The sequence below is a fragment of the Glutamicibacter sp. ZJUTW genome, from assembly GCF_008370855.1.
GTDB classification, from domain to species: Bacteria; Actinomycetota; Actinomycetes; order Actinomycetales; family Micrococcaceae; genus Glutamicibacter; species Glutamicibacter nicotianae.
The window spans coordinates 2,294,975-2,320,057 of sequence record NZ_CP043624.1; the positions used below are offsets into that span (position 1 = coordinate 2,294,975).

25 protein-coding genes are annotated in these 25,083 nt (G+C 64.4%); 11 read left to right on the plus strand and 14 right to left on the minus strand.

Going from position 1 to position 25,083, the window contains the following annotated elements:
* Positions 1 to 99: 99 nt before the first annotated feature.
* The 8 genes from hemL to hemE all read right to left on the minus strand — a co-directional run bounded on the left by hemL (position 100) and on the right by hemE (position 8,966).
* Entirely contained in the window at positions 100 to 1,407 is a 1,308-nt protein-coding gene (hemL, locus tag F0M17_RS10745; protein ID WP_038990586.1) for a glutamate-1-semialdehyde 2,1-aminomutase, read from the minus strand.
* Positions 1,408 to 1,410: 3 nt separating this feature from the next.
* Positions 1,411 to 2,394 carry a porphobilinogen synthase gene (hemB, locus tag F0M17_RS10750; RefSeq protein ID WP_038990587.1) on the minus strand — a complete coding sequence of 328 codons (984 nt, stop codon included), beginning with the start codon at positions 2,392 to 2,394 and terminating at the stop codon, positions 1,411 to 1,413.
* 31 nt (positions 2,395 to 2,425) lie between these two features.
* Positions 2,426 to 3,250: a uroporphyrinogen-III synthase gene (locus tag F0M17_RS10755; protein WP_073705976.1), complete on the minus strand. Its 825-nt coding sequence runs from the start codon at positions 3,248 to 3,250 to the stop codon at positions 2,426 to 2,428.
* 9 nt (positions 3,251 to 3,259) lie between these two features.
* The gene (gene hemC, locus F0M17_RS10760) at positions 3,260 to 4,234 is read right to left on the minus strand and encodes a hydroxymethylbilane synthase (protein ID WP_149597099.1); all 975 of its coding nucleotides are present in this window, start codon (positions 4,232 to 4,234) and stop codon (positions 3,260 to 3,262) included.
* Positions 4,231 to 5,436 (minus strand): ferrochelatase, encoded by a 1,206-nt coding sequence (locus tag F0M17_RS10765; protein WP_083586585.1) that lies wholly within the window; start codon positions 5,434 to 5,436, stop codon positions 4,231 to 4,233. The genes hemC and F0M17_RS10765 overlap by 4 nt, the downstream gene beginning before the upstream one ends.
* Positions 5,433 to 6,119 (minus strand): hydrogen peroxide-dependent heme synthase, encoded by a 687-nt coding sequence (gene hemQ / locus F0M17_RS10770; protein ID WP_073706427.1) that lies wholly within the window; start codon positions 6,117 to 6,119, stop codon positions 5,433 to 5,435. Before hemQ ends, F0M17_RS10765 begins: the two co-directional genes overlap by 4 nt.
* Before the next feature lie 92 nt (positions 6,120 to 6,211).
* Positions 6,212 to 7,828, minus strand: coding sequence for a protoporphyrinogen oxidase (gene hemG, locus F0M17_RS10775; protein WP_371737245.1), 1,617 nt, complete (start codon positions 7,826 to 7,828; stop codon positions 6,212 to 6,214).
* An 82-nt stretch (positions 7,829 to 7,910) separates the two neighbouring features.
* A complete protein-coding gene (hemE, locus tag F0M17_RS10780; protein ID WP_073705974.1) occupies positions 7,911 to 8,966 on the minus strand; it encodes a uroporphyrinogen decarboxylase in 1,056 nt (351 codons plus the stop codon).
* Between the two features lie 148 nt (positions 8,967 to 9,114).
* On the opposite strand from hemE, the gene F0M17_RS10785 reads away from it, so the two are divergent.
* From F0M17_RS10785 to F0M17_RS10810, 6 genes are all read left to right on the plus strand, one after another.
* On the plus strand, positions 9,115 to 10,434 hold the full coding sequence (locus F0M17_RS10785; RefSeq protein WP_073705973.1) for a glutamyl-tRNA reductase: 1,320 nt from the start codon (positions 9,115 to 9,117) through the stop codon (positions 10,432 to 10,434).
* 138 nt (positions 10,435 to 10,572) lie between these two features.
* Complete coding sequence (locus F0M17_RS10790) at positions 10,573 to 11,196, plus strand: TetR/AcrR family transcriptional regulator (protein ID WP_052253668.1); 624 nt, start codon at positions 10,573 to 10,575, stop codon at positions 11,194 to 11,196.
* Positions 11,197 to 11,260: 64 nt separating this feature from the next.
* Positions 11,261 to 11,482, plus strand: a complete 222-nt coding sequence (locus F0M17_RS10795) for a DUF3107 domain-containing protein (protein WP_038990596.1) — start codon at positions 11,261 to 11,263, stop codon at positions 11,480 to 11,482.
* Between the two features lie 121 nt (positions 11,483 to 11,603).
* Positions 11,604 to 13,058 (plus strand): RNB domain-containing ribonuclease, encoded by a 1,455-nt coding sequence (locus tag F0M17_RS10800; protein WP_149597100.1) that lies wholly within the window; start codon positions 11,604 to 11,606, stop codon positions 13,056 to 13,058.
* Between the two features lie 256 nt (positions 13,059 to 13,314).
* Entirely contained in the window at positions 13,315 to 14,940 is a 1,626-nt protein-coding gene (locus F0M17_RS10805) for a DEAD/DEAH box helicase (RefSeq protein WP_038990597.1), read from the plus strand.
* 77 nt (positions 14,941 to 15,017) lie between these two features.
* Entirely contained in the window at positions 15,018 to 15,902 is an 885-nt protein-coding gene (locus tag F0M17_RS10810; RefSeq protein WP_052253645.1) for a site-specific DNA-methyltransferase, read from the plus strand.
* Here F0M17_RS10810 and F0M17_RS10815 read toward each other — a convergent pair.
* A complete protein-coding gene (locus F0M17_RS10815) occupies positions 15,887 to 16,732 on the minus strand; it encodes a PHP domain-containing protein (protein WP_149597101.1) in 846 nt (281 codons plus the stop codon). The genes F0M17_RS10810 and F0M17_RS10815 overlap by 16 nt on opposite strands.
* Positions 16,733 to 16,797: 65 nt before the next feature.
* Here F0M17_RS10815 and F0M17_RS10820 point away from each other — a divergent pair, with 65 nt between their 5' ends.
* Positions 16,798 to 18,345, plus strand: coding sequence for an aminopeptidase P family protein (locus F0M17_RS10820; RefSeq protein WP_121867064.1), 1,548 nt, complete (start codon positions 16,798 to 16,800; stop codon positions 18,343 to 18,345).
* An 85-nt stretch (positions 18,346 to 18,430) separates the two neighbouring features.
* Here F0M17_RS10820 and F0M17_RS10825 read toward each other — a convergent pair whose 3' ends face one another.
* Positions 18,431 to 19,309, minus strand: coding sequence for a general stress protein (locus F0M17_RS10825; protein WP_208644098.1), 879 nt, complete (start codon positions 19,307 to 19,309; stop codon positions 18,431 to 18,433).
* Between the two features lie 117 nt (positions 19,310 to 19,426).
* Here F0M17_RS10825 and F0M17_RS10830 point away from each other — a divergent pair, with 117 nt between their 5' ends.
* Genes F0M17_RS10830 through F0M17_RS10840 form a run of 3 tightly spaced genes read left to right on the plus strand, consistent with a single transcriptional unit; the run spans position 19,427 to position 22,435 of the window.
* Positions 19,427 to 20,677, plus strand: a complete 1,251-nt coding sequence (locus F0M17_RS10830) for a magnesium transporter MgtE N-terminal domain-containing protein (protein WP_038990601.1) — start codon at positions 19,427 to 19,429, stop codon at positions 20,675 to 20,677.
* A gap of 42 nt (positions 20,678 to 20,719) precedes the next feature.
* Positions 20,720 to 21,328: a DUF1003 domain-containing protein gene (locus tag F0M17_RS10835; RefSeq protein WP_073705968.1), complete on the plus strand. Its 609-nt coding sequence runs from the start codon at positions 20,720 to 20,722 to the stop codon at positions 21,326 to 21,328.
* A 3-nt stretch (positions 21,329 to 21,331) separates the two neighbouring features.
* Positions 21,332 to 22,435: an Mrp/NBP35 family ATP-binding protein gene (locus F0M17_RS10840; protein WP_121867065.1), complete on the plus strand. Its 1,104-nt coding sequence runs from the start codon at positions 21,332 to 21,334 to the stop codon at positions 22,433 to 22,435.
* A gap of 14 nt (positions 22,436 to 22,449) precedes the next feature.
* On the opposite strand, the gene F0M17_RS10845 is transcribed toward F0M17_RS10840, so the two are convergent.
* Both F0M17_RS10845 and sigE read right to left on the minus strand, forming a co-directional pair.
* Positions 22,450 to 22,851, minus strand: a complete 402-nt coding sequence (locus F0M17_RS10845) for a sec-independent translocase (protein ID WP_038990604.1) — start codon at positions 22,849 to 22,851, stop codon at positions 22,450 to 22,452.
* Positions 22,852 to 22,928: 77 nt separating this feature from the next.
* The gene (gene sigE / locus F0M17_RS10850) at positions 22,929 to 23,546 is read right to left on the minus strand and encodes an RNA polymerase sigma factor SigE (protein ID WP_038990605.1); all 618 of its coding nucleotides are present in this window, start codon (positions 23,544 to 23,546) and stop codon (positions 22,929 to 22,931) included.
* Between the two features lie 138 nt (positions 23,547 to 23,684).
* Between sigE and F0M17_RS10855 the strand changes: the two genes are divergently transcribed.
* Complete coding sequence (locus F0M17_RS10855; protein WP_149597102.1) at positions 23,685 to 24,350, plus strand: O-methyltransferase; 666 nt, start codon at positions 23,685 to 23,687, stop codon at positions 24,348 to 24,350.
* 95 nt (positions 24,351 to 24,445) lie between these two features.
* Here F0M17_RS10855 and F0M17_RS10860 read toward each other — a convergent pair whose 3' ends face one another.
* Together F0M17_RS10860 and F0M17_RS10865 are read right to left on the minus strand one after the other, a co-directional pair.
* On the minus strand, positions 24,446 to 24,613 hold the full coding sequence (locus tag F0M17_RS10860; RefSeq protein ID WP_149597103.1) for a DUF3117 domain-containing protein: 168 nt from the start codon (positions 24,611 to 24,613) through the stop codon (positions 24,446 to 24,448).
* Between the two features lie 123 nt (positions 24,614 to 24,736).
* On the minus strand, positions 24,737 to 25,081 hold the full coding sequence (locus tag F0M17_RS10865) for a DivIVA domain-containing protein (RefSeq protein WP_038990606.1): 345 nt from the start codon (positions 25,079 to 25,081) through the stop codon (positions 24,737 to 24,739).
* Positions 25,082 to 25,083: the final 2 nt, after the last annotated feature.

Consider the following 25,083-nt stretch of genomic DNA (forward strand, 5'->3'; position numbering starts at 1 on the left):
CGCCGTTGTCCGGGATGGAACAGCAGTAATCAAAAAGCTAGGCCTGGCAAGCACCGTGCGGTGCCTGCCAGGCCTAGCCTTTTGTTCCAGTGACTGCGATCAAGCCGTAGCGGCCGCAGCAGCTTGGGCCGCTGCTGGAAGGGCAGCGAAGATCTTCTCCATCGCTGCATCATCATGGGCTGCCGAGACGAACCATGCCTCGAAGACGCTGGGCGGCAGGTAGATACCGGAGTCCAGCATCGAGTGGAAGAACGGTGCGTAGCGGAACGCTTCCTGTCCCTGCGCATCGGCGTAGTTGTGCACGCCCTTTTCAGAGGTGCCGAAGGCTACCGAGAACAAGGTGCCTGCGCGCTGGATCGAGTGATCCAGGCCTGCGGCGTTGAAGGACTCGGTGATCGCGGTCTGCAGCGCCTCGGACTGCTTGGTCAGGTGCGCGTAGACGTCCTCGGTGGCGTGGGTCAGCTGGGCGATGCCGGCTGCCATGGCCACCGGGTTGCCCGACAGGGTGCCTGCCTGGTAGACCGGGCCCAGCGGAGCGAGGTAGTCCATGACCTCGGCACGTCCGCCTAAGGCAGCGGTAGGCAGGCCGCCACCGATGACCTTGCCGAAGGTGTAGAGGTCTGCGTTCCAGCCCTCTTCCTTTCCGGTCAAACCCCAGTAGCCCGAGGAAGATGCGCGGAAGCCGGTAAGCACCTCGTCGAGGATCAGCAGCGCGCCGTGCTTGGCGGTGGTTTCCTTCAGGAACTTGTTGAAGCCGTCTTCGGGAACGACAACTCCCATGTTGCACGGAGCCGATTCGGTGATCACCGCGGCGATGTTCGCACCGTGCTCCGCGAAGGCCGCCTCGATGGCCGATCGGTCGTTGTAGGGCAGGACCAGGGTTTCTGCCGCCGTGGCTGCGGTGACCCCGGCGGAACCCGGCAGGGCCAGGGTGGCAACACCTGAGCCGGCGTCGGCCAGCAGGCCGTCGAGGTGGCCGTGGTAGCAGCCGGAGAACTTGATGACCAGGTCGCGGCCGGTGTAGCCACGGGCCAGGCGCACCGCGGTCATGGTGGCTTCGGTGCCGGTGGAGACCATGCGTACGCGGTCCACCCCGCCCATGCGGGACTTGATCAGCGCGCCGAGCTTGGCCTCATCCGGGGTGGATGCGCCGAAGGACAGGCCGCGGTCCACGGCCGCGTGCACGGCTGCCTGGATTTCCGGGTGGGCGTGGCCCAGCAGTGCCGGACCCCACGAGCAGACCAGGTCGACATATTCCTTGCCGTCGGCGTCTCTCAGGTAGGCGCCCTTGGCGCCGACCATGAACGGTGGAACGCCGCCGACCGAGCCGAAGGCACGCACCGGGGAATTCACGCCGCCGGGCATGACCTCGCGGGCCTCGGCGAAGAGCTTTTCAGAGTTCGACATTTATTACTTGCCTTCCTTGAGCCAGCCGGCAACTTCGGCTGCGTAGTAGGTGAGGATCTGCTGGGCACCGGCGCGCCTGATCGACAGCAGCGATTCGAGCACGGAGGCCTTGCGGTCGATCCAGCCGTTGGCCGCGGCGGCCTCGATCATCGAGTACTCGCCGGAAATCTGGTAGGCGGAAACGGGAACCGGGGAGATATCGGCAATGTCGCGCACGATGTCCAGGTAGCTCATGGCCGGCTTGACCATGATCATGTCGGCTCCCTCGGCAATATCGAGCTCTGCTTCCAGCACTGCTTCGCTCCGGTTGGCCGAATCCATCTGGTAGGTCCGGCGGTCCCCCACCAGCTGGGAGTCCACGGCTTCGCGGAAGGGGCCGTAGAAGGCGCTGGCGTACTTGGCGCTGTAGGCGAGAATCGAGACGTCCTGGCGTCCGGCAGTGTCCAGGGCCTGGCGGATGACGCCGATCTGGCCGTCCATCATGCCCGAGGGACCCAGCATGTGGGCGCCGGCCTCGGCCTGCGCCACGGCCATCTGGCCATAGATTTCAAGGGTGGCGTCATTGTCCACGATGCCGTGCTCGTCGAGCACGCCGCAGTGGCCGTGCGAGGTGAATTCATCCAGGCACACGTCGGACATGACCACCAGTTCGTCCCCCACTTCGGCGCGCACCGCGGCGATGCCCTGGTTCAGGATGCCCTGCGGGTCGATTCCGGCCGAGCCGTTCTCATCGCGTTCCTCGGGGATGCCGAAGAGCATGATGCCGCCCAGCCCGAGTTCGGCCGCGTTGCTGGCGGCCGCCTTCAGCGAATCCATGGTGTGCTGGTAGACCCCAGGCATGGAAGTGATCTCGTTGGGCTGGCTCAGCCCTTCGCGCACGAAGGCGGGTAGGATCAGCTGCCGGGCCGAAAGCTCGTTTTCGGCCACCAGACGGCGGATCGCAGGATTCTGCCGCAACCGGCGCGGGCGATGCTGGGGGAAACCCATGGCTCCTCTTTCTCCAGTTCTCAATAACTTCTTATTCTGCGGTACGCTCCGCGGCACCGGAAGGACCGGTGCGCCGGAGCAAATCTTGGGCCGCACGGGCCAGGCCCTGCGGCGTGGGCTGCGCGGAAATCGCATGCACGGGCAGCCCGGCGCGTTCCATGGCCGCGGCCGTCGGCTTGCCGATGGCGATGGCCTGCGTCCGGGACGGCAAGCGGCTGCCTGCCAGCTGGATGAAGCGGCGAACCACGCTCGGGGCCGAAAAGACCACCAGGTCCAGCTCTTCCAGTGTGGCACCGATCTGCTCCGCCGGAAGGATCTTGATCCCCGGGGCGGCCACTGCTTCGGTGACCGGCTGGCCGCCACGGCCGGCATCAACGGTTTCATAGGCGATGCATTCGCTGACCTCGACCGGATGCTCGGCCAGCCCGTCAGCCAGCGTGGAACTGGCCAGGTCCCCATGCGGATAGCAGATCCGCGCCCCTGCTTCCAGGCGCCATTCGGCCACCATCCCGGCCGCAGACTGCTCGGCCGGCTGGAAGTGCACCGACCGGCCCAGCAGCCGGGCAATTGCGCCGGTGGTCTTCTGGCCTACCGAGGCAATCCGCAGATCTGCGGGAAGCTGCCGGCCATCCAGCACCTGTGCAACAACATGGACCGTATTCACCGAGGTGAACACCAGCCAGCTGAAGCGGCCGGCCACCAGTTCTTCGCCCATGCGGTGCAGCTGGCTGCGGTCCTCGGGCCAGACGGTATCGATCAGCTGGGCACACCTTGAGGTGATACCCAGCTGCTCGAATTCCTGCACGGTGGCCGCGGCGCGTGCCGGGTTGCGCAGGATCAGTGCTTGGTAGGCCATCAGCTGGGACTAGGCCAGTCCGGCGACGACGGCCGCGCCGTCAGCGATCATCGACTGCGCCAGCGAACGGCCCAGCTGCTGCGCCGATTGAACAGAGCTGGCCGCGGTGCGGGCGCTGCGGCGCATGGTCTGCGAGCCATCGGGGTTGCAGGCCACAGCTTCGAGGACCAGCTCATCGCCCTCGATATGCGCCAAGGCGCCAATCGGGGCGGCGCACCCGGCTTCCAGTTCAGCCAGCAGCGCGCGTTCGGCCTCGACCTGCATGCGGGTGGCGGCATCGTCGAACTGCGTCAACGCCGCATCCAGTGACTTGTGGCCGGAGCCGGCGGTACGGGTTTCCAGCGCCAACGCGCCCTGCCCCGGGGCCGGCAGCATGATGGCAGGATCCAGGTACTCGGTGATGTGCTTCTCCAAGCCCAACCGGCGCATGCCGGCTGCCGCCAGGATCACCGCGTCCAGGTCGCCCTGGGTGCTGCGTCCCACGCTGCCGTCATCCAAGGTCTCCCCGACACCCTTGACTCGTCCCAAGCGGGTGGGGACATTGCCGCGGATATCGACAATCTGCAAATCGCTGCGGTAGGCCAGCAGCTGGGCGGCGCGGCGCGGCGAACCCGTACCGACCTTCGCGCCCTGCGGCAGCTGGTCCAAGCCCAGCGAGTCGCGCGAGCACAACGCATCGCGCACGTCCTCGCGCGGCGGGATGGCGGCCAGCACCAGGCCCTCGGGCTGCGCGGTGGGCAGGTCCTTGAGCGAGTGCACGGCCAGGTCGCACCCGGAATCCAGGAGGTGCTGGCGCAACGCGGCGGCGAAGACCCCGGTGCCGCCGAGGGTGGCCAGCGAACCGGTCACCACATCGCCTTCGGTCTTGACCAGCACGGTCTGCACCTCCAGGCCCGAGATCTCGGCCAGCTGCTGGGCGGCCCACCCGGTCTGGGTGGTTGCCAGCGCGCTGCCGCGGGTTCCTACGCGGAATGCTTCGCTCATGGTGCCGGCACACCTACTTCCGAGTCGACGGCGCCGATGGTCGGGCGCAGGGTTCCATCCAGCGCGCGCTTTTCGCAGCAGCCTGGACGGCAGACGTCGAACCATGGGCCGCCCTCGACCACCGAGGCGCGTCCTGCGCGCAAGGCCTTGCCGTCGGGACCGGCGAGGCGTTCTTCGACCAAGTCGACCAGGCCGGAGATGAACCCGGGGTGGGTGCCCGGGGTGGCGACGCGGTCAAAGGCCAGGCCCAGTTCCGCGCAGGTGTCCTTGGCTTCGGTATCCAGATCCCACATGACTTCCATGTGATCGGAGATGAAGCCGATGGGCACCACCACGACACCGGCGATGCCGGCTGCGGCATCTTCTTCCAGCGCGTCGTTGATATCCGGTTCCAGCCATGGCACATGCGGTGCCCCGGAGCGGGACTGGTAGACAAGGCTGTGCTCCAGTCCCTGGGCTTCTTCCACCTGGGACAGGATGCCGTTGGCTACGGCCTGGTGCTGGCGGGTGTAGAGATTCTCGTATCCCTCGCCCCGGATGCCTTCGGGCCCAGCGGCCTCGGCATCGGACATCGGAATGGAGTGGGTGACGAAGACGATCTTGATCGCCCCGTCTTCCTTGCCTGTTTCGGCCAGCTGGGCGCGCACGTTGGCCAGCGAGGTGCGCAAGGAATCCACAAAAGGAGCAATGAAGGCAGGGGTGTCGAAGAACTGGCGCAGCTTGTCCACTTCCACCACGCCGTCCAGGCCGGTGTTGACCAGGCCCATGCCGGCATCCTCGCGGTACTGGCGGCAGGCCGAGTAGCCGGAGTATGCGCCGGTGCCCATGAGCAGCACCTTGCGGTGGCCGTCGGCTGCCAGCTGCTTGAGCGTGTCGTCGATGAACGGATGCCAGTTGCGGTTGCCCCAGTAGATCGGCAGGTCGATGCCGCGGTCGGCCAATTCGGCTTCCAGCGCTGCCTTCAGCGCGCGGTTCTGCGCGTTGATGGGCGAGACGCCGCCATTCTTGCGGTAGTGCACCGCCACTTCTTCCAGCCGCTCATCCGGGATGCCGCGGCCCGCGGTGACCTTGCGCAGGAACGGGATGACATCATCCTGCCCCTCCGGGCCGCCGAAGGATGCCAGCAGGATGGCCTCGTAGGCCTTGGGAATCATCTGGCCGTTGCTGTCATATCCCTCGCGGGGATCGAAGGCCTGGCTCACTTCAGCACCTCGAGCGCTTCGGCTGCCGAAATGCGGCGGCCGGTGTAGAACGGAGTCTCCTCACGCACGTGGTGGCGGGCCTCGGTGTAGCGCAGGTGGCGCATCATGTCGACCAGGTCGATCATGTCATCAGCTTCCAGGCAGATCTGCCATTCGTAGTCGCCGAAGGAGAACGCGGCCACGGTGTTGGCCAGCACGTTGGGGAATTCGCGGCCCAGGATGCCGTGGTCGCGCAGCATCTTGCCGCGGGCCGCCGGGTCCAGGGTGTACCACTCGGTGGAGCGGACGAACGGGTAGACGGTCATCCATTCCTTGGCGGCCACCCCGCGGGCGAACGCGGGCGAGTGGTCCTTGGCGAATTCAGCTTCGCGGTGCACGGCCATGGTGGAGTACACGATCTCGGTGCCTTCTAGCAGGGCCGAACGGCGGATCTTGCGCATCGAAGCCTGGAGCAGCTGGGCCGATGGCCCGTGCACCCAGACCATCAGGTCGGCGTCTTCGCGCATGGCCGATACGTCGTAGATGCCGCGGACGGTGGCGCCTTCGGCGGCCAGCTCGGAGACCAGTGCATCGAATTCAGCGGCAGCCGCCTCGGAACGCTCAACGATGTCGGAACGCTTGAAAATGGTCCAGAGAGTGTAGAAGAACGTCGGGTTTTCTCCTGCGTTTTCGCGTTCGCGAATAACTGGGGAATTATGCTCCGGTGCGTTGCTCACTTGATATTCTCCTTGATCTGGTTTCGGACAAAAGTCCAGGTTGGTTGTCCCGGGCGCGGTTAGCGGGCGCTGATCGCGACGGCACTGCGGGCTTGGCTGATCACTCGTGCCAATCCGGTGCCGGCGATCCATGCGCCAACCACATCGAGCCCTTCGAAGTCCGACAGGCTGCGCTGCAGCTGGCCACGGCGCGCGGCAGCGGCTTGGCCTTGCAGCGGAACCATGTCGCTGAAGCGTGAAACGGTGCTTCCCAAGACATCATCAAGATGCAATTGAACACCGAGAATCTTTGAAGCGTCTTTGATTGCCTGTTCGATGAGAGCCGAGTCATCCCCGGATTCGACCAGTGCATCATGTTCGCCGATGCGCCCGAAGGACAGGCGCAGCACGTGGGTGCCGGGCCCTGCCTCGTCCGCCAGCCATGGCCACTTGGCCGTGGAGTGGGTCAGCGCCTTGGCAGTCAGCGGGGCTCCCTTGGAGACCAGCACGCCGGAACCGCGCGGGGCGTCGTCGAGTTCGGGCTTGTCGACCACCAGGATCGCCAAGGCGATGGCGTTGTCGCCGCCTTCGCTGGCCAGCTGGTCTTCGGGTGCCAGCAGCGGGTTCAGCAGCGCAAGTGCCGACGCCGCGGGCGTTGCCAGGACGAGCCGGTCCGCGTGCAGTTCCTGGCCCAGGGTGCTCACCGTGTACGGGGTTGGCGACTGCCCGTCGTGGCGCACCGCGGTGACCGGCGAATTGCGCACCAGCGCCACGCCTGCCTCCCCCAGCTGGGAAACCAGGGCTTCGACCATGGTGTACATGCCGCCGTTCAGGCCGGCGACCCGGGAGCCTGCCGGCGCCGATTCCTGCAGCTTGGTGACGGCGCGAGCCAGCGAACCGGTCTCCAGCATCGCTTGGCGCAGGCCAGGGGCAGCGGCGTCAATGGAAATCTTGGCGGGGTCGGTGGAATAGACCCCGTTGACGACCGGGGCCACCAGCTGGTCCAGCACCGCCTGGCCCATGCGGGAACGGACCACCTCGGCAATGGACAGCGGCTCGGTAGCCCACTTCTTGTTCATCGGAGTGATCAGGTCCGCCGCGGCGCGCACGGTGGCGGGCCGGCCGATGATCGAGCGCACCTCGTCGGTGCGCACATTGCCCGGGATGCCCAGCAAGGCGGTTTCAGGCATCGGGTGGGCCAGGATGTCCTGCTCCTCGCCCTGGACGAGCCAGGCCCGCGCACCTGAGGTCTTGGCAATCTGCCCGCCCAACTCCAGCTCGTCGAGGTAGGAGGCAACAATGCCTCCGCGCAGCGCGAAGGATTCCGCGCCGGCATCGATGGCCAGCCCGGCGACTTCGGTCGTGCGCACGCAGCCGCCGAAGGTACCGGTTGCTTCCAGCACGGTTACTTCGTGTCCGGTCTGGCGAAGCTCACGGGCAGCGACCAGCCCGGCGATGCCGCCGCCGACCACTACCGCATGCGGTGCCGATGGCTTCTCAGCCTGGTCCGCTGATCCGGTTTTCGCTAGGCGTGCTTCGCTGGCGCTGCGCACCTTTTCCAGCAGGCGCAAGGCGTGCGCCGCGGCATCGTTGGCAATATCCCGTCGCGGCTTGGATGCACCGGTGGCTTGCGCTGATTCCCCTGCGCGCACATTGCGTTGTTCCTTGCTCACGTGCCTTGCACCTTCCACCTTCACGATATGCCGAGGCCCTGTCCCGCTGGCCGTGGCGTCGAGGGCCAGTGGGACACGGCGTTAAACCTAGCTTAGACCTGTTGAATTACAGCGAGTGAATGAGCTCGACCACACGGGTCAGCACGGTTGGGTCGGTGGTCGGGGGAACACCGTGGCCCAGGTTCACCACGTGGCCGCGGGCCTTCTTGCCGGCCGCAACCACCTCGCGCACGTGCGCTTCGAGGACTTCCCATGGGGCTGCCAGCAGTGCCGGGTCGATATTGCCCTGTACCGAAACGTCCTGGCCCAAACGCTCGATCGCCGTTGCAAGCGGGATGCGGTAATCCACGCCGACTGTATCCACGCCGGCATCGCGCATCGCGGTCAGCAGCTCGCCGGTGCCGGTGCCGAAGTGGATCAGCGGCACGCCCAGATCGCGGACGTAGTCCAGGGACTTCACCGAGTACGGGGCGACATGCTTCTGGTAGTCCGGCAGCGACAGCGACCCGGCCCACGAGTCGAAGAGCTGGGCGGCCGAGGCGCCGGCCTCGACCTGCGCGCGCAGGAACTGGCCCGAGGCGTTAGCTGCCCAGGTCATCAGCCCGTCCCAGACCTCCGCATCGGTGTGCATCATGGTGCGCGGGCCCAGGTGGTCGCGGCTCGGCTTGCCCTCGACCATGTAGGCGGCCACGGTGAACGGGGCACCGGCGAAACCGATCAGCGGGGTCTTGCCCAGCTCTGCTACGGTCAGGCGCACCGCTTCGCGGATCGGTTCCAGCGACTCGTCGGTCAGCTCGGGAAGCGCCGCGACCTGTTCCATGGTGCGGATCGGGGTGTCCAGCACCGGGCCGACTCCTGGCACGATGTCCACGCCGATGCCTGCCAGGCGCAGCGGGATGACGATGTCCGAGAAGAAGATGCCAGCGTCCACCTTGTGGCGGCGCACCGGCTGCAGGGTGATCTCGCTGGCCATGGCTGGATCCAGGCAGGAGTCGAGCATGCTCACCCCTTCGCGCAGCTTCAGGTACTCAGGCAGCGAGCGGCCGGCCTGGCGCATGAACCACACCGGGTGATGCGAAGGCTTCTTGCCGGTCAAGGCTTGGATCAAAGCGGAATCTTGGGTACGTCCATCAAGCATCGGATGGTTCTGCGACAGGGTCATGCCCCAATTCTGCCAAGTCTTGGGATTAAAAGCCCATTTACGGCGTTCGCCCGCAGGTGAAGGTGAGCAAACTAACCCCACGGAACCATGCCATATTAGGCACACCTGCGTTGTCTGCCGGTATTTTCCGGCCTATTCTGGGGTCACTGTGGTTTTCTTATCTCTTGTCGCATCGCATTCGCAGCTCGATCTGGAGACCGTGGCACAGATCAGTGCTTCGGCCGATGGGCTGGCAGCTGCCTCCGTTAACGGATCGGCAGTTATCAATGGTGCCGTCGTGCTTGCTACGTGCAACCGCTTCGAGGTCTACGCAGACGTGGACCATGCGGAGGATGCAGCGGAACATCTGGTCAACGAGCTGGCCGCCAACGCAGGCCTCTCCCCCGAATTCCTGTCCCGCCGCCTGACCACGCTGGAAGGCGACCCGGTCATCGAGCACCTCTTCTCCGTCGGCGCCGGCCTGGACTCTGCCGTGGTCGGCGAACGCGAAATCGCTGGGCAGGTGCGTCGCGCCCTGACCCAGGCGCAGCAGGAGAAGACCACGACCAGCAACCTCACCCGGCTGTTCCAGAACGCCACCCGCGCAGCCAAGGATGTCGGTTCGAACACCAACCTCGGCACCCAGGGCAAGTCCGTGGTTTCGGTAGCCCTCGATCTGGCCGAAGAGCTACGCGATGAAGCCAGCGACTGGTCCGAACAGGACGTCGTGCTCTTTGGCACCGGTTCCTACGCTGGCGCCACGATGGCGTTGCTCAAGGAACGCGGGGTCCAGCGCATCTCGGTCTACTCGCATTCGGGACGCGCCGCAGATTTCACCGCCAAGCGCGGCGGATTCCCGTTGAACGACGAATTGCTGCCGCAGGCCCTTCGCGAAGCCGACATCATCGTGGGCTGCTCCGGAGGCGGGCACCAGCTGGCCCGCGAAGAGCTCGAAGCCCTGCGGGTGAAGAACCACCCGCTGATCGCCATCGACATGGCGCTCACCCACGACTTCGACCCGACCCTGGTGGAACTGCCGGATGTCGAGCTGATTACCTTGGAATCGGTGCGCATGGCTGCCCCGACCGAACAGGCGATGGCCGTCCACGCGGCGAGCCGGATCGTCAAGAAGGCCACCGCTGAGTTCGCCGCAGCCCAGCGGGAACGCGAAGCCGACTTCGCGATTGTCGCCCTGCGCCAGCACACCAAGACCGTATTGGATGCGGAAATCGCCAAGGTCCGCGCACAGCACGGCTGCAGCGCCGCCGCCGAGGAAGTGGAACTCGCCATGCGCCGCATGGTGCGCCAGCTGCTGCACGTGCCGACCATGCGCGCCCGCGAGCTGGCAGGCGAAGGCCGCACCAGCGAGTATGTCGCGGCCTTGGAAACCCTCTACGGCTTGGAACTTGACCAGCCCGTTGCCGAGAAATCGGAACCACTGCAGGCCCAGGGCAACTGCCCTGCCGCGCCTGAAGTCAAATCAGCGTAGAAAATCTGATTTCCCGTCGGTTTTTTCCACTTTCCGCACAGAAGCATGGAATACTACTTCCAAGTAGATTACTCTCCCGACAATTCCTTCGATGACTTGGGAGCTGATCACTCTGCAGCTGGAAAGGCCCCATTCGACATGACGGAACTCGAAAATATCAAAGGCACCCGCCCCCAACGGATGCCACGTGAAGCGCGTCGGCGCCAGTTGCTGCAGGCAGCGCACCAGGTTTTCGTGGCCCACGGCTATCATGGCGCGTCGATGGACGAAATTGCTGAAGTCGCCTTGGTCTCCAAGCCGGTCCTCTACCAGCACTTCCCCGGCAAGCGCGAACTGTATCTCGCCTTGCTCGATTCCCACCTGGCCGACTTCAGCCGGCAGCTCGATGAAGCGATCCGCTCCACGAATGACAACCGCGAACGTGTCTTCGCCACCATCAACACGTACTACAGCTACATCAAGGGCGAATCCCAGGCCTACCGCCTGATCTTCGAATCCGATGTCCTCTCCGATCCGCTGATCGCCCATCGCATCGAGCAGTTTAACAGCTCGCTGGCTTCCTCCATCGCCCGCGTCGTCGTCGAGGATACCGATATGAGCGAGGACGAAGGCCTGCTGGCAGGCCGCGCACTGGCCGGGCTCTCGCAGGTTTCGGCTCGCTATTGGGCCACCAGCGAGTCCTCGGTGGACCAGGAGGCAGCAGTCGAGCTGATCTCCCGTTTAGCTTGGCGCGGAATTTCGCAGTTCCCGAAGGAAAACTAGCTAAATTAGTGACCAGAGGCCCCACACGGGACACCTATTTCGTTCGAGAGGATCTGCGACAAACATGGAAATCCGCATTGGCATTCAGAATGTAGCCCGCGAAGTAGTGCTTGACTCCGAGCTGAGCAACGCCGAAGTCAACGAGCTGGTAGCGAAGGCTATCGCCGACGGAACCGTTCTGGCACTGAAGGATCCAAAGGGCCGCGAGGTATTGGTGCCTTCCGCTGGCATCGCCTACGTTGAGGTTGGCCCGGAAGAAGTGCGCCGCGTCGGCTTCGCACAGTAGCGCTTGCAGCTCGCCAAGGCCCCGCCTTGGCAGCTGGTGGCCGGTTTCGCCCGAATGCGAAACCGGCTATTTCTTTGCCCAAATAGTGATTCGAGTCACCGAGTCGTGATATTCCTTGGGTGTGACTGAACGAAGAATCCGAAGCCCCCGCCCGGTTCCCGCCAACTCGCTGGCCCAGCTGCTGCTCGGCCTGGAAGCGGAGTTCGAGGTGCCGGCACCTTTCGACGAGCAGACTTTGGAAGCCGCAGAGCAGGCGGTAGCCCAATTGCAGCTCCCCGACCAGGACGCGACCGGCATCCCCTTCTTCACCATTGATCCACCCGGCGCCACCGATCTCGACCAGGCGATGTTCCTTGAACGGCACGGCGACGGCTACACAGTGCACTACGCCATCGCCGACGTGCCAGCCTTCGTTGCCCTGGGCGGCCAGCTTGATGCGGTGGCCCGCCAACGCGGCCAGACCTACTATCTGCCGCACCGCAAGATCACCTTGCACCCGCCGCTGATCTCCGAGGACCAGGGCTCGCTGCTGCCGGGCAAGGAACGACCGGCATTCCACTGGAAAATTTCCCTGGACGCCGATGGCGCCCTCGGCAAGGTCGAACTGAACCGCGCGCGCATCCGTTCCAGGGCGCAGCTGGACTACGCCTCGGCCCAGGCCCGGCTGGATTCGGGAGAACCCGATGAGCAGCTCGAGCTGCTCGCCGAAATCGGCGCGGCCCGCCTGCGCCAAGAGCAACTGCGCGGCGGCGCCTCCTTGAACTTGCCGGATCAGGAAATTGAAGAAACAGGCGAGGGCTACAAGCTGGTCAGCCGCACTCCCCTGCCGCTGGAAGGCCACAACGCGCAGATTTCCCTGCTCACCGGCATTGCCGCGGCCCGCATCATGCTCAAAGCCGGCGTGGGCATCTTGCGCACCATGCCTGCCCCGGACGACGCAGACCAGCGCGAATTCCGTACCCAAACACAGCTGCTCGGCACTCCGTGGGATGAATCGCTCAGCTACGGGCAGTACCTGCATGCATTGGATGTCAGCGACCCGAAGCAGCTGGTCATCATGCATCGCGCCGCCGCCCTGTTCCGCGGCGCGGACTACCAGGTCATCAATGGGCAGCCCGAGGAAGAACTCATCCAGGCGGCACTGGCAGCGCCCTACGCGCACACCACCGCGCCGCTGCGCCGTCTCGTGGACCGCTTCGTGCTGCTCACTTGCAACCTGCTGTCCACCGGCCAGCCGCTCCCGGCACAGCTCAGCTCGGCGTTGGAGGATCTGCCCGGGCTGATGCGCAGTAGCAGCACTGCCGCCAACCGGGTGAACAATGCGGCCGTTGACCTGCTCGAAGCCTATGTGCTCAAAACACGGGTCGGGGAAGAATTCCAGGCCATCGTGCTGAAGTCCGCTGAGCAGAAAGAGGACGGCAAGATTCGTCCCGGTGTCCTCCAGCTGGCAGATGAACCGATTACCGGATCCTTTACCGGATCCGCCCAGCCAGGCACCCTGGTGCGCGTGAAGCTGGTGCAGGCCGATCCCGAAGTGCGCAAGATCAGCTTCGAAATCGTGGCTTCGGACTCCTAAGCCCGGGTTTCCGGTCAAAACCGGCTATGCTTGGCCTATTAGCAATTAGGATGCCCGATCGCAATGGGCTGATAGATGAAACAGTTTTATGGCGACTTCCCAGCGGTCGCCATCCCGCAGGTGCTTGACCAAGCTACCGAGCGTGAAAGCAGCGATCGGCTCCGCTGGATTCGTACGGCACCCTGCATGCTCCCGGCTTCTTGCAAGCCGGAAGGGAACAGGTGCCGTGCCCGCATGAAACGAGAACACGGACATCGTGACTGACACGACGCTTTCGGCCGCAGCTGCCGAACCACAAGACAACGAGCCAACCCCCGCAGAACCGGCCAAGCAGAGTTTTGCCGATCTGAACGTTCGCGAAGACATTGTTGCTTCGCTCTCGGAAGCCGGGATCGAGTACCCCTTCCCGATCCAGGCGCTGACCCTGCCAGTTGCCCTGGGCGGCAACGACATCATCGGCCAGGCCAAGACCGGTACCGGAAAGACCCTGGGCTTCGGCATTCCTGCCCTGCAGCGCGTGATCCGCGAGGGCGACAAGGGCTACGGGGATCTTGAATTCCCCGGTGCCCCGCAGGCCTTGATCGTCGCACCGACCCGCGAGCTGGCCATCCAGGTCGGCGCCGACCTGGCCCAGGCTTCGAAGCACTCGAACATCTCGATCACCACCATCTACGGCGGGCGCCCCTACGAGGAGCAGATTGCCGCGCTGAAGGCCGGCACCGACGTGGTTGTGGGCACCCCGGGCCGCCTGATCGACCTGAACCGCCAGCGCGTGCTGAACCTCAAGCAGGTGCGCACCGTGGTGCTGGACGAGGCTGACGAGATGCTGGACCTCGGCTTCCTGCCGGATGTCGAGCGCATCCTGGCCGCACTGCCGCCGGTACGCCAGGCGATGCTCTTCTCGGCCACCATGCCCGGCGCCGTGATCACCATGGCCCGCCGCTACATGACCCGACCTACGCACATCCGCGCCCAGGACCCGGGCGATGACGATTCGTTGACCAAACGCAACATCCGCCAGCTGGTCTACCGTGCGCACAACATGGACAAGGACGAGATGGTCGCTCGCCTGCTGCAGGCCGAAGGCCGCGGCAAGACCATCATCTTCACCCAGACCAAGCGCTCGGCTGCCAAGCTGTCCGATGAGCTGGTGGACCGCGGCTTCAATGCCGGTTCGCTGCACGGCGATCTGGGCCAGGGCGCCCGCGAGCAGGCGTTGAAGGCCTTCCGCTCGGGCAAGGTCGACATCCTGGTCGCCACCGACGTCGCGGCCCGCGGCATCGACGTGGATGACGTCACCCACGTGGTCAACCTGCAGTGCCCGGATGACGAGAACACCTACCTGCACCGTGTGGGCCGCACCGGACGTGCCGGCAACACCGGCACCGCGGTGACCTTCGTGGACTGGGACTCGGTGCCGCGCTGGTCGCTGATCAACAAGGCGCTGGGCCTGAACGTTCCCGAGCCGGTGGAAACCTACTCCTCGTCGCCGCACTTCTTCACCGACCTGGATATCCCCAAGGGCACCAAAGGCCGGCTGCAGCGTGCCAAGAAGACTGCCGCCGCCGAGGGCGATGGTTCGCCGCGCCGCGAGGAATCAGCGCGCACCCCGCGCCGCCGCAGCAATTCGCGCACCCGCACCCGCACCGTGAACGGCGTGCAGACGCGCCAGCGCGGCGGGCAGGGCTCCGGTGCCGAGCAGGACGGCGCACGCCACGGCCATTCCAAGGGCAAACAGGATCGTCCGGCACGCGAAAACGAGCGCCACCGCGAAACCCATGTGGCCGGCGAGGAACAGGCAGCGGCCGAGGGCGCAGCACCGGCACGCCGCCGCCGTCCGCGCCGCCGCACCCGCAGCACCGAAGCAGGCGGCCAGGACTGATCCCAGTCCAATCGGCCAGTCAACTTTTCCGAAAGGAACTCACACCAGCGGTGCTCGCTCTACCCGAAGAACCAGCTTTGCCTGATGCTGGAACACCAGACGCCCACGCGTCCGGCGTTCCAGCCTCGGGCAATACCGTGTACCACGGCGACAACCTCTCCATCCTCGGCGCCCTGCCCGATCAGAGCTTCACCCTGATCTACGTGGACCCGCCATTCAACACCGGACGCAAGCAGACCCGCGCCCAGCGCACCATGGTCCGCGCTGCCGAAGGCGAAGGCGACCGCACCGGATTCAAGGGGCGCGAGTACAACACCGAGCTGGGGATCGCCCGGTCGTATCACGATGCCTTTGACGACTACCTCAGCTTCATCGAGCCGCGGCTGCGCGAGGCCCACCGCCTGCTGGCCGAGGACGGCACGCTCTACGTGCACCTGGATTACCGCGAGGTGCATTATGTGAAGGTGCTGCTCGACGGGATTTTCGGCCGGGAGTGCTTCCTGAACGAACTGATCTGGGCTTACGACTATGGGGCTCGTGCCAAGAGCCGCTGGCCGGCCAAGCACGACACCATCCTGGTCTATGTGAAGGATCCGAAGAAGTACCACTTCAATTCGGCCGAGGTGGATCGCGAACCGTATATGGCTCCCGGACTGGTGACCCCGGAGAAGCGCGCCCTGGGCAAGCTTCCCACGGATGTCTGGTGGCACACCATCGTCTCGCCTACCGGCAAGGAAAAGACCGGCTATCCGACGCAGAAGCCCGAAGGCGTGCTGCGCAGGATCGTGGCCGCGTCCTCGCGCCCCGGCGATTGGGTGCTGGACTTCTTCGCCGGTTCCGGTACCACCGGTGCGGTGGCGGCGAAGCTGGGACGCCAGTATGTGCTGATTGACCAGAACGTCGAAGCCATCGAGGTGATGAAGGCCCGATTGCCTGAAGGCACCACTTACATCGAGGCCTGAGTCCCAGTCCCCTCGGCGATTATTCTTTGCAGCATGTCCGGCTCGGTGAGATTCTCACCGAGCCGGTTCAGCTTTCCGGTCCCGTGGTAGTCCGACGAGCCGGTAACGATCAGATCGTGCTCGGCGGCCAGCTCGAGCAGCCAGGATTTCCCCTCTGCGGTATTGTCCCGGTGGTGCACTTCAACCCCGGCCAGACCGGCATCGATCATCTCGTAGAAGGTCGAGTCGGGAACCACCCGTCCCCGGGCTGAGGCTTTGGGATGCGCGAACACCGGAACGCCGCCAGCTTCCCGTACCAATTGCACGGCAGTGGCCGGATTCACCGCTGGATGCGACACGTAATAGCGCGAACGCGAGGACAGGATGTTGGCGAACGCCTCGTTGCGGTTCTCCACCACCCCCGCGGTCACCAGCGCATCGGCAATATGCGGGCGGCCAACGGTGGAGCCCGGAAGGCAATGCTCCCCCACCAGATCCCAGCTGATCGGATAGTCCTCGGCCAGCAGATCGACAATGCGGCGGGCGCGGATGATCCGCGAGTTCAGCGCGCGGTCCAGCTCATCGAGCAGTGGCTGGTAGGTGGGGTCGTGCAGGTAGCTGAGCAGGTGCACGCTGATGCCGTGGGCATCCTGGCAGGTGATTTCCATGCCCGGAACGAACCCCAGTCCCAGCTTCCGCGCCTGCGCCGCGGCTTCGCCCCAACCGCTGGTCTGGTCATGATCTGTCAACGCCACGACATCCAGGCCGGCAGCCGACGCTGCGCGCATCAGCTCGGACGGAGTTTCAGTTCCGTCGGACACATTGGAGTGGGTGTGCAGGTCAATTCGCATATGCCTAGGTTATCCCCTGCGCTGATTCTTTGCTGGGATACAGCTGATGGTGACACACTTGGAGCATGACCAATCAAGATTCAACTGCACCAAGCACTGATCAGCCGTTGGAAGACCGCGTGAACAACCGTTCCCAGCGTCCAACGTCCAAGGCATTCCAGGAATTCATGGCCTCCTCGTGGGCCCAGGACACCTCGGACTTGCCAGAGCAGGATGCCGCTGCCAGCTACGCGGCGGCCCGTCGTGCCAAGCTCTCGGAAAACTTCACAGGCGAACGCATCGTAATCCCGGCCGGCCCGCTCAAGGTCCGTTCCAACGACACCGACTACCGCTTCCGCCCGCATTCGGCCTTCGCCCACCTCACCGGCCTGGGCGTCGACCACGAGCCCGACGCAGTACTGGTCATGGAACCAACCGATGACGGCGCAGGCGAGCACGGCTCCAACCACGTCTCCACCCTGTACTTCGCGCCGATGGCCGGCCGCGACACCACCGACTTCTACCTGAACTCGCGGTCCGGCGAATTCTGGGTCGGCCCGCGCCCTACCCTCTCCTCGCTGTCGGCACGCACCGGGATGCCTACCGACTCGCTGGAACAGCTGGAAATGGCGATCACCAAGAACTCCGGCCCGCAGGCCCTGGGCGGCATCCGCATCCGCCTGGTGCGCGAAGTCGACCTGAACATCGAGGCGCTGGTGGACACCTCGCGCATCAACACCGGGCAGGACTTGGAAGCCAGCGACGCCCTGGATACCGAGCTGTCCGAGTTCGTTTCCGAGCTTCGCCTCATCAAGGACGAATACGAAATCGCGGAGCTGCGCAAGTCGGTTGCCGCAACCATCAACGGTTTCGAAGATGTGGTGCGCAACTTGGACAAGGCCGTCGCCCACGAACGCGGCGAACGCGTTGTCGAAGGCGCCTTCTTCGCCCGTGCCCGCCTTGAGGGCAACGAGCTGGGCTATGACACCATCGCCGCCTCGGGCAACAACGCCACCATCTTGCACTGGATTCGCAACACCGGATCCGTCAAGCCGGGCGAGGTGCTGCTGCTGGACGCCGGTGTCGAGGCCGAATCGCTGTACACCGCGGACATCACCCGTTCGCTGCCGGTGTCAGGCAAGTACACCGAGGTACAGCGCAAGGTCTACCAGGCCGTACTGGATGCCGCCGATGCCGCGTTCGCCGCGGCCAAGCCGGGGCTGAAGTTCCGCGACCTGCACCAGATCGCTACCCGCGTCCTGGCCGAGCGCCTATCCGAGTGGGGCCTGTTGCCGGTCTCCGTGGAAGAAGCAATGGATCCAGAAGGCCAGCATCACCGCCGCTGGATGCCGCATGGCACCAGCCACCACCTGGGCCTGGACGTGCACGATTGCGCGCAGGCACGCGCCGACCTGTACCTGGATGCCAAGCTGGAAGAAGGCATGGTCTTCACCATCGAACCTGGCCTGTATTTCAAGGACGAGGATTTGGCGATCCCCGAAGAATACCGCGGCTTGGGCGTGCGCATCGAGGATGACATTCTGGTCACCGCCGATGGCGCCGAGAACCTGAGCGTTGCCCTGCCGCGCAAGCCTGACGAGGTCGAAGCGTGGATGGCTAAGCTGCGCGGCTGAATCCTCCGGCAGCGTTAAACGGCGAAGGCCTGGGTGCGGTTACCGTGGTAACTGCACCCAGGCCTTGCTTGTGCCCGGCTGTCGCCTAGCCTTCCGAATCCTTGCGGGATGCCGAGTCCTGGTCAGGTTCTTCGGCTTGGGCTTGCGGCTGCTGCGAGGTATCAACCTTCGGCTCGACTTCCGACAGGTCCTGCGCTTCCTTGGCCTCGGATGCCGGTGCTTGGGCTTCCTCCTTGGCCGGCTGTGCCGCTGGGGCTGCTGGCTGGGCCTCGTTCACTCGCACGCCATAGCGCGGGCGGCCATCTGGCAGGTCGGGGAACTGCGAGCTGCGCTCCGCGCCCGTTGCGGGCTGCGCACCACTGGCCGGTGCGGCCGCGGCAGGCTGTGCTGGAGGCGTGGCGGGGACGGCAGGCGCCTGCTGCTGCGGGGCCTGGGAAGCTGGGTGCGCCGGGGCCTGCTGCGGGCGCATAGGCAACTTGGAGGCCAGGGTGCGGGCAGCCTGCGCATGCTCGAAATCAACCACTACGTCGAAGCTGGTGGCCACGAACTGGCTGGAAGACGCGAAGTCGCGCTTGCCACGACGGGTCGAATAGCTGATCACGCCAGCGATCATCCAGATAGCCATGCCCAGGCCGATAGCGGAGAGAATCTGGTACAGCCCGTTTCCGCCGCCCCCGAAGAGCGTCAGCAGCAGGCCGACGAACAGGCCCATCATGCCACCCTGGGCCGCACCGGCCAGCGCCACGCGCGGGTAGGAAAGCTTCGCGGTGACCCGCTCCACGGTGCGCACGTCGTTGCCGACGATGCTTACCGCAGCAACCGGGAAATCATTATCGGCCAGGTAATCCACGAGCTTCTGGGCATCGAGATAGCTGGTGTAACGTCCAAGCAGTTCTCCACGAGGCAGGCCGCTGGTGCTAATCGAATTTACTCCATGAGGCGAGGTCATATCTATATTGTGCACGGGTTTACTGTGAGCCTGCATAGTTGTGAAGCAACTATCGCTGTGGGTGAAAGAAACAGGGCGTCGCCTGTGGCTTGGCACACCGGGAACAGGCCGTGAACGCGATAGTCTAGGAAGGTGAGCGCACAAGTGTCTAAAATCTTCGTCGCCCGGCTGCTCGGGCTTGATGTCTTTGACCCCTTGGGCGACCGCCTAGGCCGTTTACGCGATGTCGTGGTGGTCTCCCGCGGCCCCAAGAAACCCGCCGCCTGCGTGGGCCTGGTCGTCGAGGTCCCCGGCAAGCGGCGGGTCTTCGTTCCGATGACCCGCATCCAGTCCATGGAAGCCAACCAGGTGATCTGCAACGGCCTGGTGAACATGCGCCGATTCCAGCAGCGCGGCCAGGAAATTCTGGTGGCCGCCGAAATGTTCGACCGCACCATCACCTTCACTGACGGGTCCGGCCGCGGCGTCATCGAGGATATCGGCCTTGCGCAGACCCGTCGCGGCGACTGGGAAATCAACGAATACTATGTCCAGCGCGGCGAACCGACCGCCAATCTGCTGGGCCTGCGTTCGCGCCGCCGCAACAAGGTGCTGGTCTCCTGGGACGAGGTCAGCCACGGTTCGAAGAGCGAACCGCAGTCCGCTGACACCTTCGTGGCAGCCCACGACGAGATGAAGCCCGCAGACTTCGCCGACGCCCTGCACGAAATGAATGAGAAGCGACGCCTGGAAATTGCCGCCCATCTGCAAGATGAGCGCTTGGCTGACGTGCTCCAGGAGCTCCCGGACCGCGAGCAGGTGGAAATCCTCTCCGCACTGGGGCTCGAACGCGCCGCGGACGTGCTTGAGGAAATGGACCCGGATGACGCGGCCGACCTCCTGGCCGAAGTCAGCGAAGAGACCAAGCACCAGCTGCTGGATCTGATGAACGAGGAAGAGGCCAAGGACGTCCGCCGCCTGCTCGCCTACCCCGAAGGCACCGCCGGATCGATCATGACCCCTGTTCCGGTCATCCTCACCCCGGAATCCACGGTCGCGGAAGCTTTGGCCTCGGTGCGTCTGGAGGAGTTGAGCCCCGCGCTGGCTTCCACCGTGTATGTGGTGCGCCCGCCTCTGGAAACCCCCACCGGACGCTATCTGGGCCAAGTTCACATCCAGGCGCTGCTGCGTGCCGCTCCCCCGGAACCGCTGGGCGATATCCTAGATACCGAGCTGGAACCGATGTCGGATCTGGCCAATATCACCGAAGTGGTTCGCCATTTGGCCACCTACAACCTCACCAGCGTAGGCGTGACCAACAAGGAGGGCCGGCTGGTCGGCGCCATCACCGTGGATGACGTGCTGGACCACATCCTTCCGGATGACTGGCGTTCCCAGGACTAGCCAACGCCCCAACTACCCATCAGCAGCAAAGGAGTTCCAGCTATGGCTGAGCAGCGCAAGAGTAATGGCCTGGATACCCCGCTTGCAGCACGGCAACGCTTCTGGCCGAGGTTCTCCCCGAACCCCGACCTCTTCGGTTCGGCCACGGAGAAGTTCGCCCGCTTCATGGGCACCCCGCAGTTCCTGCTGTACATGACGGTATTCTGCGCCTTCTGGCTGATCTGGAATTCGGTCGCGCCCATCAATTGGCGTTTCGACGATGCCACCATCGGCTTCACCGCGCTGACGCTGATGCTTTCCCTGCAGGCTTCCTACGCGGCTCCGCTGCTGCTGCTGGCGCAGAACCGCCAGGATGACCGCGACCGCGTCTCGCTGTCCGAGGACCGCGCCCGTGCAGAACGCAACCTGTACGACACCGAGTACCTGACCCGCGAGCTGGCTTCCCTGCGTCTGGCCCTGCGCGATGTCGCCACCCGCGACTACGTCCGTTCAGAATTGCGCAATGTCCTTGAAGAGCTGCTGGAAACCACCGACGGCGAAGAGCTGCACCTGCGCGCCAAGAAAAAAGGCGGCAACAAGAACTCCCAGCCGCAAACCGGGATGATCGAAACCGTCAAGCCCCAGCAGAGCCAGCACCGGAAGAACCACTGAGCATTGAGCAACACCCCAGAACTCCTCGCCGCCCTCGCACAAGTCAACGACCCGGAGCTTCGCCGGCCCATCACCGAATTGGGCATGGTGGAATCCGCTGAATTGGCCGATGGCACGGCCACGGTGAAAATCTTGCTGACCATCGCCGGTTGCCCGATGCGCTCCACCATCGAGCAGGACGCCACCGCGGCCCTGCTGGCCGTCGCCGGCGTGCAGCACGTCGAGGTGCAGCTGGGTGTCATGGATCCGCACCAGCGGGCAGCGTTGCGCGAGTCCCTGGCCAGCCGCCGCACGCCGTTCTCCGACCCTGCGTCCTTGACCCGGGTGATCGCGGTGGCCAGCGGCAAGGGCGGAGTCGGCAAGTCGTCGCTGACCGCGAATCTTGCCTGCCAGCTGGCAGCCCAGGGGCTGAAGGTCGGACTGATCGACGCCGATGTGCACGGCTTCTCCATTCCCTCGTTGATGGGAATCTCGCAGAACCCCACCCGGGTGGATGAGATGATCTTGCCTCCGGTAGCGCACGGGGTGAAGGTTATTTCCATTGGCATGTTCCTGGATTCCAACCAGCCGGTGATCTGGCGTGGACCGATGCTGCACCGCGCCTTGGAACAGTTCCTTTCGGATGTCTACTTCGGCGACCTGGACTACCTGTTCCTCGACCTGCCGCCCGGCACCGGGGACATGGCGATCTCAGTTTCCCAGCTGCTGCCCAATAGCGAGCTCCTGGTGATCACCACCCCGCAGTCCACTGCGACAGAGGTTGCCGAACGCGCCGGCACCATCGCCTTGCAGACCAAGCAGAAGGTGATCGGCGTGGTGGAGAACATGAGCTTCCTGCAGCTGCCCGACGGCACGCGCATGGAGGTCTTCGGTTCCGGCGGCGGCGCCAAGCTCAGCGACTCGCTGAGCCAGCAACTGGGATATCCGGTGGAGCTGCTGGCCCAGATTCCATTGGAAGAATCCGTACGCGTGGGCTCGGATCAAGGCCAGCCGGTGGTGCTCAGCACCCCGGATGCTCCTGCCGCCGCGGCGATGCGGGAGCTTGCAGGAAAACTGGAACAGCGACCGCGCGGACTTGCCGGGCGATCGCTGCCAATGACTTTCTAAGGTGGGTTGCAGGCTTAGGTTGCTTCGGAGTCGAACGGAGCCGGTTCATTGGCGCCCAGCTGCTGCTGCGTGGTGATGGAAGGGACCGCGGTTCGCACCGGAGCCGGTGCCACCGTCTTGGCGGGGGCGCCCTTGGCAACATTCACGGCGTCATCGAATTCATCGATAAGCGCTTCCTTGATGATTCGGCGAGGATCATACTGGCGCGGGTCCAGCTTCTTCCAGTCGATATCGGCAACTTCGTCGCCGACTTCCTCGCGCAGCTGCTCCTTGGCCCCATTGGCCATGCGCCGCACTTCCTTGACCAGGTTCGCTAGCTTCTTGGCGTACTCGGGAAGCTTTTCGGGGCCCAGAATGACGACCGCAAGCACGGCGAGAACGACAAACTCGCCACCATTAATACCAAAAAGATCCACGTAAGAAGATTACCTTGTTCCAGAGCCACTGACGAAGTCACCGCGCCATGCCAACGGTGAACACCCGGTGAACGGGGTTAGCTTGCGGCGCGCAGGCCTCGCGGGATGCGTGGCAACGACATGGTCTTGGCTGGGCGATTTGCCGGATTGCGGTGAGCCAGCGCGTCTCGCAGCATGGCTCGGCCACGGTGGATCCGCGAGCGCACCGTGCCTAGCTTCACGTCCAATATGCGCGAGACTTCCTCGTAGGAGAAGCCTTCCATATCGCACAGGACAATCGCCGCACGGAACTCCGGGGACAGGGCGCGCAAGGCCTCTTGCACGTCGACATCCAGGTTGTTGAATTCGAAATAGCGTTCCGGGGTCACCGCGGTACCGGGCATCCGGTCTTCGCTTCCCTCGGCGAAACGGTCGAAGCGGATTTTGCTCTTGCGCCGCGCCTGGTCCAGGAACAGATTGGTGGTGATGCGGTGCAGCCACCCGCCCATGGTTCCCGGGGTGTAGTTCTCCAGTGCCTTGAACGCGCGAACAAATGCCTCTTGGGAAAGGTCCTCGGCATCCTGGCGGTTGCCAGTCAACCGGTAGGCCAAACGGAAAACCCGCTGCCCATGCTCCTGGACCATCTGGTCCCAGGTCGGGGTCGCGGTTTCGCCAGTCGCAGCGGCAGAAACAGATTCACTTCGTGCATTGTTCACACTCCAAGTATGAAATGGGAAGCTGAGCTGAAGCTAAGAATCCTCTGCGCGAGAACCTGCAAGTTCAACAATTTCGGGTAACGGCGTAGGTACGATTGATACTGGCCACGCCAATTCAACTTTTGAGGACCACCGCAGATGCCTTCGATGAATCCAGAACTCTTTGCGAGCTGGACCTACGCCCAGACCCACGTCAACGAGCCGGAGCATGTCGCCGCGGTTCGCGAGCGCGCGGAAGACCTGGGCGTGCGGTGCATTGACCCGGCGGGCCGCTCAATGCTGCAGCTGCTGTGCACCCTGCGCCAGCCGCGCAACGTCGTGGAAATCGGTTCCGGCGTGGGTGTCGCGTCCTTGGCAATGCTGGAAGCCATGGGCAGCGTCATGACGCTGACCGCGATCGAACCGGATCTGGAACACGCCAATGCGATGCGTCAGGGCCTGCGCGACTCGTCAATCCCTTCGGCCCGCGCCCGCATCATCAATGAGCGCGCGGAGAACGTCCTCTCGCGCTTGGCGGACCACGCCTACGACCTGGTGCTCATCGATGCCGGCGCCGAACTGCTGCTCGAATATGTAGCAGAAGCCAAGCGGCTGGTGGGAACCGGCGGCGTGATCATCGTGAACAATGCCTTCGACGAGCACCGCCTGGCCAAGCCCGCGGTGCGATGGACTTCCACCGTCACGACCCGAGATGCACTGCGCATGATGCGAGAGGATCCGCGGCTGCAAACGCACCTTCTCCCCACCGAGCAGGGATTGTTCGTGGCAACTGTCCTGCCTGCCAAGCCGGCCACGCGGCGCTAGCAGCCATTTTCAGGCAAAACGAAGGACCGACATTTCTGCCGGTCCTCATTTGCCGCACGAGCACCTCGTGCGGCCAAGCTGTAACTTGAGCAACCCTACTCGGTGACCTTGAGCAGGCACTCGCGCAATTCGGTTGCCTCGTCGTTGCTCAACTCGACCACCAGTCGTCCGCCTCCGTCGATTGGCAGGCGCAAGATGAGGCTGCGCCCTTCCTTAGCGACTTCCATTGGCCCGTCACCGGTGCGTGGCTTCATAGCAGCCATTAAGCTGTTCCCTTCGTCTGTGGCTAACGCATGCGTTGGCGCGTGCCACGCATGCAACCGAATGCCTAGTCCATCCTCAGCAAGGAATCCCGGCTGAGTTGGGACACTTATCTCTTATTATTACTAATTTTCGTTCGTGTCGCTAATCACACGCCGTGACTCCAGATCACGAATCGTATTCTCAAGGTTGGTGATTTCGGCCGCCAGGACATCGAGCACATCATCGACCTGGTCGCAACGGTAGCCGCGCAAGCCCAGGGAGAAGCGCACCTTGTCCACGTCCTCGGCGCGCGGATTCTTGGGCAGCAGCACCGGTGGCAGCGATGCCTGGTGCTCGACCAATCCGGTGATGGCCTCCCCGGTGGATTCGAAGTGGCGGCCGGCTGGCACGTTCTTCCGCTGGCTGGAGAGCAGCAGCGCGACCGCGCCGACCAGCAATACCGCAATGGCAATCAGGAGCGTTGGCATCG